This window comes from Bradyrhizobium roseum (genome assembly GCF_030413175.1).
GTDB classification, from domain to species: Bacteria; Pseudomonadota; Alphaproteobacteria; order Rhizobiales; family Xanthobacteraceae; genus Bradyrhizobium; species Bradyrhizobium roseum.
On record NZ_CP129212.1, the window covers coordinates 3887567 to 3896566 of the forward strand.

Consider the following 9000-nt stretch of genomic DNA (forward strand, 5'->3'; position numbering starts at 1 on the left):
AGTGAAAAAATCGAAGCAGGCTCTCAGAAAAGATAATGCTCAAATAAAGAGATGAGATAACGAGATAAATAGAGAGATTCGATTCCGTTAAATCTCATCGTGATTTAATTGCCGACGAACGGCCCGAGCGTCTCGCCGATGTCGAAACGTAGCACGAGATCAGCGACATCGTCCTGTTCTGTCGGCTCATTATTGATGATCACCAGTTTGGCGCCGTTGTTTCTGGCCATCAGCGGAAAACCTGCAGCCGGCCAAACGACCAGCGATGACCCGATCGCAAGAAACAGATCGCAGCGCTGCGCCAGTTCCGTCGCGCGCTGCATCGCATCTACCGGCATGGCCTGCCCGAAAGAGATCGTCGCGGTCTTAACCGGCTCATCGCACGCCGTGCAGTCGGGCGCGTCTCCGGATTCTTCGAAGCGCGCCTTTACCCAAGGCAGGTCGTAGGCATGTCCGCAGCCGATGCAACGGGCATAGGTGGTATTGCCATGCAGTTCGATCACGTCATCGGCCTTGAAGCCCGAGGCCTGATGCAGATTGTCGATATTCTGGGTGATGATCGCGGGCGCCTTGCCTGCCTTGTAGAGCGAGGCCAGCGCGCGATGCCCGCGGCCGGGCTTCGCTGCCGAAAAAACCTCTTCCATCGCAAAGCGCCGCCGCCACGCCTCGGCCCGCGCCTCTGGGCTGGAAACGAATTCGTCGAACGCAATCGGGCGGTTACGCGTCCAAAGCCCCCCGGGCGATCGAAAATCCGGAATCCCGCATTCGGTGGAAATGCCGGCGCCCGTAAAGGGAATGATACAGGAAGCTTCGGCGATCATGTTGCCGAGCTGCTCGACGCCGCTGCGCAAGTCCCTTGCGATCACCGCTGATGTTTCCAAATGGTTGGGCCGTATCGACTATAGCACGCATCCGGATTGCCATCGATGTGCCCTGCAGCATGCACATCTTCAGGCGTCCGTTATCAGGCCGCGTTGTGGGGTTTCGTCAAACCGCCTTTGATCAAGCGGCGTGGAACCCGCCCGGACGACAATCATGCGCCACTGCTTGTCCGCCACCGTGGCGGCGTGGCGGCGAGCGAGCGAGCGAACAGGCTGCAATCCGGCTTCCGCATTCATGCCCCATTCTGGCGGGCCAATGGCCCGGAGCGCGAATCAACCAGGACGAGACAGGTGATGACGGAAAAGGAAGAACGGCTCGCGCGTGAACGGGCCGAAATCGCAGCCCGCGTCGCGAGCTTCAGGGAAACCCAGCAGAAGTTCGAACGCGCGCGCGTGGAGTACTGCGAGACGACCTTGTCCAACGCCATCAACGGTTCCCGCCCTCTCTCATCCCGACGCTGACTCGGAAACCGCCATTCGGGAAGCCGGGAACCAAGCCGTCGACGCGGCGTTCTCCCTCCACGTGAAGCAACCTTACCAGAGGTCAAGCACGAAATATCTTGCCTGCGTCTCCGAATGCAGGCGGGTTTTCATCTCCGACGAAAAGCCTGTGCGCTGCTGCGGAGCCATGCGACCGCGCGGGTCTGCGCCTCGGTTTGAGCAGAAACAGACATCGCCCTTGGGCGTTAGCCCACGGGAGGGTGTACATGGCTGCGTGGATTGAAATTCTGATCAATGTGGTCGGCTATGCCGGCTTTGTCGCTGTCGCGACCTGTCACCGGCCGCCAGGCAATGAGCTGTCGGGCCGCTGAGAGCATTTCAGCTAACGGTGAGAATCGCCTTGGCCGTTTCGCCGGCGATATGAGACTCGTTTTGTTCTCGCAGAACGAACAGGGGGCACGTTTTTCGTCCGCCAAGCCGTCTTAAGATACCGTTACGCCACCACACCTCGTCATCCGATCCGGCGGACTTCGCAGGCTCGCGCTGCCTCGCCCATCACGTCCGCGAGGCCGACGTCGAACCTTTTCGGGGCAGCATGTACCTATTCAAAAACGTGCTCGTACCTGTCTCAAAGGCGCTGCGATGACCCAGGCCGACCATTATCGAGATCAATCCGACAGGGCGCGGCTGCTCGCCGAAGCCGTCAAGGATCCGGAAGCTTCCAGGAAGCTGATCGAGATGGCGGAGGAATTTCGCCTTTACGCCGAACGGCTCGAACAGACGCAATAAGCATTTCGGCTTTCCAACAGAAATAGCGCGTGAATTTGGATAGCCGCCTCACCGCTTCGGCGTGATGCGAGCACGGACTCCTGCGGGGTCAATCGCGGGAAACACCGCCGATTTTTATCCATTGCCGGCCACCGAAACTTAAGCCTCCGTTTACTCAGTTTTCCTGAAATCCTTCGCCGTTAACCCAACCTCTTTACAAGCCGTAAACGGGCACCTGACAAATTTTGGTCAGGAGGGTCTTCCCATGGTCATTTATCCCATACCAGCTGAAGTGATACAGGCCAGAGTACAACTCGTCGTCGATCAGGCCGCCAAGGCATCGCCGAATACGATCGCGCAGGATCTGCAGGCGGTCGATCGCGCCAAGTCGGCCGCGATCGAAGCAACGCTTGCGAACCTTGATACCAACGAGCCGCCTCTGGTGGACGTCAAGGTTTGAGCTGACGCCAACCCGTATTGCGCCGCGGACCTGACGGCGCCAGCCCTCTCATGCGCGCTGCTGTGCGTGCGCGACGCTGAGCGTCGAGAAGCCACCTATCGCGGGATCGTCTCGGCGCGATAGATTTTCGTGCCCGACGTCTCAACAATCCGGCCCTTGAGCGACCTGACGAACTCCTTCGAACCTTCGACCGCAAAATGCGCGCGCAGCGCCGCCTCGTCAGCCCATTGCTCGAAAAAGAACAGCCGCATCGGATTCTGGCAGTCGACATGGACGTCGTGCGAGATGCAGCCGGGCTCCTTGCGGGAACGTTCGACATGCTCGAGGCAGGAACGCAGCACGTCGTCGAACGTGTCCGTTCGCGCCAGAATACTTCCTGTGACCAGAATCATGCATATCCCCCTCGCGCACCGGCCCGCGCTTCGCGGCGCCGGTTCGGCGTCGGGCGGGTGATATGTCAGTGTATCAGGCGCGGCCCGACGGCGCATACCGCCAAACAGCACGCCAAGACTGCCCACCACGGACAGCTTCATCCGGGCCGTCCTGGCGTCGGTGATCGGAAGCAGAGAACAGCATCGCGACAATGAGCAGGCTGAGACCAAAACCATGGCCGCGGCAGCCTCTGGATGAATCAAAAAACATCGCAATTTTACGGATTTGGTTGCAATGGTGGCAACCTCGGCGTGCCACACCGTCTCCGTGAACATTGTGAGGGAATGAAATGTTCGGGAAATTTTTGCGTGACGAGCGTGGCGCCACCGCCATTGAATACAGCCTGATCGCCGGCTTCATCGCCCTGGCCATCATCTACGCGGTCGGCATGACCGGCCAACGCCTCGTCGAACTTTTCGAGAGCCTGATTCCTGCACTGACGCGCTAAAGCCGGCCAGGATCAAGATGGCGAGGCCTGCCAGCAGCCACAATGCAAGCCCGGCAAATGCGGCAGTGTCGCCTGGCTCCTTCTGGCCCAACAACCGCAGAACAGAACCTTCGGGAGCAGACTGACGGTCCGATCGAAGATCCGCTATCCAGTCCAACGGACCGGATACGCCGGGCCCTTCGCCGTCGGCCTGTCGTCTTTCGGTTCGAAAGCCTGACGCCCGGAAATCCTACATCCTCCGCTTCGTGGCCTTCGTATTGCTTCAGGCATACTTCTTCAGTGTTGCGAGATCGATCGCCGGTCGCAGGAGCCCCGCCAGCTCGACGGCGTCAGCGGCAACCCCGCGCGTTGCGCGACGCGCGTCGTTGCCGGCGGGTTCGCGGGCGAATGACCGTTCGATGCGCAAACCGATCCATTCAGTTGCGGTCGTTCTGACGATGAGGCGGACGGCGCGACTGCCGATGTCGCCTTCAAGCCGAATTGTCGGGGCATCCAAACCTCCATCGATGATCACCCGGCCCACGCCGGATCTTTCCCATCCGAGCCTTAAGACAAATCTACGACGCAATCATTGCACTTTGGTTGGTTTACCCACAGGGAACAACGAAAGGTAGTTCGTAGCATTACGGGTGCGCTCTACTTCTCCCGGCGCATGAACCGGGACGCCCTGCGCACCGTATTTCTCCGCGCTCCATCGCCGCCCTGCATCTCTACCGCCGTAATCAACCCCGCGTGACCTGCCGCACAGAATTAACTGCTTGTTGACTCCCGCTGGCGCATGTCCGGAACGAACGCATTCGATTCAACTTGTCCAGGAAATCGAGGGCTGAGTGATGACCGAGTTTCAATACCTGCAGGAGCAAGCCGCCCGCGCCGAACGGCTGGCGCGAAGCACGCTCGACGCAGTGACGGTGGAGCGGCTTCTCGCGTTCGCCGCCGAGTGCCGGGAAAAGGCACAGCTCGAGAGCGCACACGGGGCGACGGCGGCGTAGCCGGCGGATCGCGGTTGTCTGCCGACCATTCTTGTCAGCTGCGCTGCGGCTTGGTCACAAGAGCGCTGAGAACACTGAGAACGATGAAAGCACCCAGCCCGTAGATGAGTGCATTGACGGCCCAAGCAATGGCTAAGCCCGCGAACACGCTGCCGCCAACCATTCCCCAGAACAGATAGGCGACGCTGATGCCGGGCATCTCCCACGAAAGCAGGGCAAAGCCGGTTAGCGGTTCGAGAACGATAAGCACCGCCGAGATGAGTGCCCCGATTGCCAAGGCAACAATGAGGTTCGCCTTCCTGGACATCACAACCCCACAAGGCCGGTGAAAACGGGAATCAGGATAAAGGCGGCAAGCCCGGGCAGCGTACCTGCAACAACCTTCGCGGTGCGGGAGCCGATCTTCCGATCAAGCGAGGCGCCCGCCTTGAACACAGCCTGAGTCATAAACATGTATAACGCAAGCAACTGATTACTTCGGCAGCAGGCAAATGGAACTGAGTGATATCCAGGATTACGCAATACAGGCCCGAGTGGCGTCAGTCCTTGGCGCCAAGGAGTTCGACCGCGTGTTTGCCGGCGTGAGGTTTGCCGCGCTAGACGGGTCACTCCTGTACGTCTACGCCAAAGACGAATGCACCGCCGCAGACATGGAAGATGACTTCGCTCTTCTCATCGCTGACATCGCCGGCCGAATTCTCCAGCAGACCATCGACGTCGTTGTCGTTCTGCCGAAGGTTCTTCAATGAGACCGGAATAGATCAAAGCAGCACCATAGCCGCCACGGCGACCGGCAGTCTTATCTTCACGTTTCATCCACTTCTCTCGCTATGCCTGCCCTTTCTGGCAATTTGTTGCTATTTATAGCCCGACCGAACGACGGAAAATCCAGAAACGCTCCAAGGAGTTCACGTAAATGCGATACCTCCACACCATGCTGCGCGTCCGCAATCTCGACGTCGCGATGAAGTTTTATCAGGATGCGCTGGGGCTGAAGGAAGTGCGCCGGGTCGACAACGACAAGGGCCGCTTCACGCTGGTGTTTTTATGCGCGCCCGAGGACGAGGGCCTGTTCAAGGCGGCGCCGCAAAACCGCGGTGCGCCGCTGGTCGAACTCACCTACAATTGGGACGAGGAGAAATACGGCGAGGACCGTCATTTCGGCCACCTCGCCTATGAGGTCGACGACATCTACGCGACCTGCGACCGGCTGATGAAGGCCGGCGTCACCATCAACCGGCCGCCGCGCGACGGCAATATGGCGTTCGTGCGCTCGCCGGATCTGCATTCGATCGAGTTGCTGCAGAAGGGCGAGCCGAAGCCGCCGGCGGAGCCGTGGGCCTCGATGCCGAACACTGGCCACTGGTAGGCCGTCGACCGCGACAGCCCTTCGCTGTTCAAGGATTGGCTTGTCGCGCGCGACAATTCCGACATCGCAAAACGTTCCTTCGCGCGACGGTGTTTTGGCATCGGGGCGCGCAGGAACCCGGCGCTTGATCGCGCGTTTGCTCCTCGACTGTACATTGAGGAGGATATGATGGGAAAAGGACTTCTGTTGTGGTTGGTGGGCGTGCCAATTCCGGTGATCATTCTGTTGTGGCTGTTCTTCGGCCGCTGAAGCCAGCCAATAGGCGCTACGCATGAATCGGGGCTCTGTCGCAATGCGGCGGAGCCCGATTTTTGTCGGGTCGGCGCCAGCGCAAGGGCCGCGCTTTTTCGGCGATATTCCGCTATGAACGCATCCCAGTGATCAATGGGAGCGACAACGCGTGGGCGACAACACCAAGAAGAACCTCACCATCTGGGGCCGGGCCAATTCGGTCAACGTGCAAAAAGTGCTGTGGTGCCTGGCCGAACTCGATCTCGGCTATCAGCGCATCGACGCCGGCATGCAGTTCGGCAAGAACAACGAACCTCCCTATCTGGCGATGAACCCGAACGGCCGCGTGCCGACCCTGGTCGACGGCGACTATGTGCTGTGGGAATCCAATTCGGTGATGCGCTATCTCTGCATGGCCTATGGCCGTCATTCGCCGATCTACCCCGAGGCGCCGAAAGCCCGCGCGGGCGTCGACCGCTGGCTCGACTGGACGCTGTCGACGCTGCAGCCGGTCGACCGTCCGGTGTTCTGGGCGCTGGTGCGCACGCCGGTCGAGAAGCGCGACATTGTCGCGATCCAGAAGGATGTCGACGCGGAAGCCGTGGTGTGGCGGATCGTCGAGGCGCAACTGGCGAGCCGCCGCTTCATCGAAGGCGACGCGTTCACGCTCGCCGACATCGCGATCGGCGCCTATGCGCGGCGCTGGCTCGGCGTCGAGGGCGTCACCAAGCCGAACCTGCCTCATCTCGATCGCTGGTTCGCGCAGTTCGCCACGCGCCCCGGCTTCACACAATTCATCGCGCCGCCGATGACGTGAGGCAACGGCTCAGCGCGAGCCGCTGGACACCCCTGCGCCGACGCTCACCGCGCCGCCGATCTTCATGCAGGTGGTGGTGCCTTCGATCCTGACGAAGCCCGCGCCATACTCGGCGCAGGCATTGCCCGGGCGCTTCAGCGGCAGCGGCTTGTCCGATGCCGTGACCTTGTCAGCCTTCTGAAGACGGAGTGGTTCGGCGTCGGCGGCCACCGACGGCAGCGCCAGCGCGATCGTGACCAGGAGGAATTTTCGCATCCCGCCTTGTATCGCCGCTTGCCCGTCAGGGCCAGACCAGGGCATTTCCCGCGAAAGCCGGCGCCTTAAAAAGGCCTAGCGAACGAACTTGACACCGACCGAATTGCCGCGCCGCCAGACCACTTCGCAGCGGCGCCCGGTCCGGGCGTCGCGCGAGAACGCCAGCCGCAATTTCGCCGGCAGCGAGTTGGGGTCGTCGATCATGACCTTGGCGCCGGTCGTGGACAAATCCTTCACCACGCATTGGCGCGCGGCAAAACCGCCCTCCAGGGTGATCCAGCCGGGCTGACTTACTGATTTGCGCGTCTCGCGCTTCTTGCCAGAAAGTTTTGAAAGCAAAGCCATATTGAAAATCCCCCGGGTCAAAAACCCTACGCCATCCGGCTTTAAATTCCGTTGCAACCAGCCATCGCTGGAGGTGGATACCAGCAAGCAAAAAACCGGTTTCCGGGCGGCTTGCCCGGCTGCGCAAACGCCACTATACGTTCGCCGTCGCCGCCGACGTGAACCACGGACGGACGGCGTCCAACGCGGCCCATCAAGCGCTTAACACCTTGATTTCCGGTTGTTTTGCTCCCTTCGTCTATCGGTTAGGACGCCACCCTTTCACGGTGGAGAGAGCGGTTCGATTCCGCTAGGGAGCGCCAAAGCTCTTTTTTCCCTACAATTCTTCAACAAGATCAAGCGCGCGACTGCCGCCCACGACCCATGTTCTCGTCTCGTTCACGGTATCCCATTAACCTGAACGCGACCTCTTGCAAGACAATGGCGCCCTTGAAGGGCATAGCCGTGAGGCGTAGCGCGCCATACGTCGTTTTTTGCCGCTAGCTGCTCGGGAGCGGGCCCGTTGGGAAAACTTGTCGGTGTTCAGTATCTGCGTGGCTTCGCCGCGATTGCGGTTTTGCTCTATCACGTCGGCGATCAGTACAAATTCCCGTTTGAGATCGGCGCGGCGGGCGTCGACATTTTTTTCGTCATCAGCGGTTTTATCATCTGGAGCACGACATCCGGTTCGCAAGTCTCGATGCCGGACTATTTCTGGAAGCGCCTGACGCGCGTGTTGCCGCTCTACTGGATCGTCCTGGCTGTCACGTTTGCATCGGTGAACGCCAAGCCGGCGTTCTTCCACAATCACGACGCATCGATCGAGAATTTTTTTCGCTCGCTCGCGCTTCTGCCGCGACTGAAGGATGGCGCCTTTCACCCGGTGGTCGTGCAGGGATGGACGCTGAGTTACGAGATGTTTTTCTACTGCCTGCTGGGCGTGCTGATGGCAGTTGGTCTGCGGTGGCGCTTGATCGGGACCTGCGCCACGCTTCTCGTCTTTGTCGGCATTGGTCAGCTATTGGATCTTGGCTATATCGGTGCTTTTGCCGCCCCGATCGTGCTGGAATTCGTGGCGGGGGTTCTGATCGCCCACGTCGCCAGCCGACTGGAATTTTCACGTAGCGCCATCGTCGTGGCGTTGCTGTTGGCCATCGCCGGCTTTGCGGCTTCCCAGACGCTGATCGCCGATTGGCCCCGCGTTCTAAAGTGGGGCGTTCCCGCAGCGTTACTCGTCATGGCTGCCGTTGGTCTCGAGCCCTGGTTCCGAAAACATCCGATTCGCGTGCTGGTCTATTTCGGCGATGCCTCGTATTCGATCTATCTCTGGCATGTCTGGGTCGGCGTCGTGATGACGGGCGCGCTCTTGAGACTGCCGATCCCGGCACAGTTCCATCCGGCGATGCAGGCGGTGATGATGCTCCTGGCAAGCTGTCTTCTGTATCGCGTTATCGAACGGCCGCTTCTGGCCCTCTTTCGACGGCCTCCTGCAACGGTCAGGGCCTGATTTTATCAGCGTCCCCATCGGATGCGACATGTCGAACGCTCAACTATAAATCGATTAAATAAACTCCTGATAAGG

Annotated in this window: 17 protein-coding genes and 1 tRNA gene; 10 read left to right on the plus strand and 8 right to left on the minus strand. The window is 60.1% G+C overall.

Annotation, left to right across the window (positions count from 1 at the left end):
• Positions 1-104: 104 nt before the first annotated feature.
• On the minus strand, positions 105-866 hold the full coding sequence (locus QUH67_RS18675) for an SIR2 family NAD-dependent protein deacylase (protein WP_300940247.1): 762 nt from the start codon (positions 864-866) through the stop codon (positions 105-107).
• A gap of 84 nt (positions 867-950) precedes the next feature.
• A complete protein-coding gene (locus tag QUH67_RS18680) occupies positions 951-1118 on the minus strand; it encodes a hypothetical protein (protein WP_300940248.1) in 168 nt (55 codons plus the stop codon).
• A gap of 57 nt (positions 1119-1175) precedes the next feature.
• Between QUH67_RS18680 and QUH67_RS18685 the strand changes: the two genes are divergently transcribed.
• The 3 genes from QUH67_RS18685 to QUH67_RS18695 all read left to right on the plus strand — a co-directional run bounded on the left by QUH67_RS18685 (position 1176) and on the right by QUH67_RS18695 (position 2550).
• The gene (locus QUH67_RS18685; RefSeq protein WP_300940249.1) at positions 1176-1343 is read left to right on the plus strand and encodes a hypothetical protein; all 168 of its coding nucleotides are present in this window, start codon (positions 1176-1178) and stop codon (positions 1341-1343) included.
• A gap of 621 nt (positions 1344-1964) precedes the next feature.
• A complete protein-coding gene (locus tag QUH67_RS18690) occupies positions 1965-2111 on the plus strand; it encodes a hypothetical protein (protein ID WP_300940250.1) in 147 nt (48 codons plus the stop codon).
• A gap of 244 nt (positions 2112-2355) precedes the next feature.
• Positions 2356-2550 carry a hypothetical protein gene (locus QUH67_RS18695; RefSeq protein ID WP_300940251.1) on the plus strand — a complete coding sequence of 65 codons (195 nt, stop codon included), beginning with the start codon at positions 2356-2358 and terminating at the stop codon, positions 2548-2550.
• 95 nt (positions 2551-2645) lie between these two features.
• Here the strand turns inward: QUH67_RS18695 and QUH67_RS18700 are convergent, their stop codons facing one another.
• Positions 2646-2942 carry a putative quinol monooxygenase gene (locus QUH67_RS18700; protein ID WP_300940252.1) on the minus strand — a complete coding sequence of 99 codons (297 nt, stop codon included), beginning with the start codon at positions 2940-2942 and terminating at the stop codon, positions 2646-2648.
• 329 nt (positions 2943-3271) lie between these two features.
• Here QUH67_RS18700 and QUH67_RS18705 point away from each other — a divergent pair, with 329 nt between their 5' ends.
• The gene (locus QUH67_RS18705; protein WP_300940253.1) at positions 3272-3430 is read left to right on the plus strand and encodes a Flp family type IVb pilin; all 159 of its coding nucleotides are present in this window, start codon (positions 3272-3274) and stop codon (positions 3428-3430) included.
• 262 nt (positions 3431-3692) lie between these two features.
• Here the strand turns inward: QUH67_RS18705 and QUH67_RS18710 are convergent, their stop codons facing one another.
• A complete protein-coding gene (locus QUH67_RS18710) occupies positions 3693-3953 on the minus strand; it encodes a hypothetical protein (protein ID WP_300940254.1) in 261 nt (86 codons plus the stop codon).
• Positions 3954-4263: 310 nt separating this feature from the next.
• Here QUH67_RS18710 and QUH67_RS18715 point away from each other — a divergent pair, with 310 nt between their 5' ends.
• Positions 4264-4422, plus strand: coding sequence for a hypothetical protein (locus QUH67_RS18715; RefSeq protein ID WP_300940255.1), 159 nt, complete (start codon positions 4264-4266; stop codon positions 4420-4422).
• A 34-nt stretch (positions 4423-4456) separates the two neighbouring features.
• Here the strand turns inward: QUH67_RS18715 and QUH67_RS18720 are convergent, their stop codons facing one another.
• Together QUH67_RS18720 and QUH67_RS18725 are read right to left on the minus strand one after the other, a co-directional pair.
• Positions 4457-4729 (minus strand): hypothetical protein, encoded by a 273-nt coding sequence (locus QUH67_RS18720; protein WP_320416082.1) that lies wholly within the window; start codon positions 4727-4729, stop codon positions 4457-4459.
• Positions 4729-4875 carry a hypothetical protein gene (locus QUH67_RS18725; RefSeq protein ID WP_300940257.1) on the minus strand — a complete coding sequence of 49 codons (147 nt, stop codon included), beginning with the start codon at positions 4873-4875 and terminating at the stop codon, positions 4729-4731. Before QUH67_RS18725 ends, QUH67_RS18720 begins: the two co-directional genes overlap by 1 nt.
• 38 nt (positions 4876-4913) lie before the next feature.
• Between QUH67_RS18725 and QUH67_RS18730 the strand changes: the two genes are divergently transcribed.
• From QUH67_RS18730 to QUH67_RS18740, 3 genes are all read left to right on the plus strand, one after another.
• The gene (locus tag QUH67_RS18730) at positions 4914-5171 is read left to right on the plus strand and encodes a hypothetical protein (RefSeq protein WP_300940258.1); all 258 of its coding nucleotides are present in this window, start codon (positions 4914-4916) and stop codon (positions 5169-5171) included.
• Positions 5172-5338: 167 nt separating this feature from the next.
• Positions 5339-5791, plus strand: a complete 453-nt coding sequence (locus QUH67_RS18735) for a VOC family protein (RefSeq protein ID WP_300940259.1) — start codon at positions 5339-5341, stop codon at positions 5789-5791.
• Positions 5792-6191: 400 nt separating this feature from the next.
• A complete protein-coding gene (locus QUH67_RS18740) occupies positions 6192-6839 on the plus strand; it encodes a glutathione S-transferase family protein (RefSeq protein ID WP_300940260.1) in 648 nt (215 codons plus the stop codon).
• A gap of 9 nt (positions 6840-6848) precedes the next feature.
• On the opposite strand, the gene QUH67_RS18745 is transcribed toward QUH67_RS18740, so the two are convergent.
• Together QUH67_RS18745 and QUH67_RS18750 are read right to left on the minus strand one after the other, a co-directional pair.
• Positions 6849-7094 (minus strand): porin, encoded by a 246-nt coding sequence (locus QUH67_RS18745; RefSeq protein ID WP_300940261.1) that lies wholly within the window; start codon positions 7092-7094, stop codon positions 6849-6851.
• Positions 7095-7169: 75 nt separating this feature from the next.
• Positions 7170-7439: a PilZ domain-containing protein gene (locus tag QUH67_RS18750; RefSeq protein ID WP_300940262.1), complete on the minus strand. Its 270-nt coding sequence runs from the start codon at positions 7437-7439 to the stop codon at positions 7170-7172.
• 227 nt (positions 7440-7666) lie between these two features.
• Between QUH67_RS18750 and QUH67_RS18755 the strand changes: the two genes are divergently transcribed.
• Both QUH67_RS18755 and QUH67_RS18760 read left to right on the plus strand, forming a co-directional pair.
• A tRNA-Glu gene (locus tag QUH67_RS18755) sits at positions 7667-7741 on the plus strand.
• Between the two features lie 200 nt (positions 7742-7941).
• Positions 7942-8925 (plus strand): acyltransferase family protein, encoded by a 984-nt coding sequence (locus QUH67_RS18760; protein ID WP_300940263.1) that lies wholly within the window; start codon positions 7942-7944, stop codon positions 8923-8925.
• Positions 8926-9000: the final 75 nt, after the last annotated feature.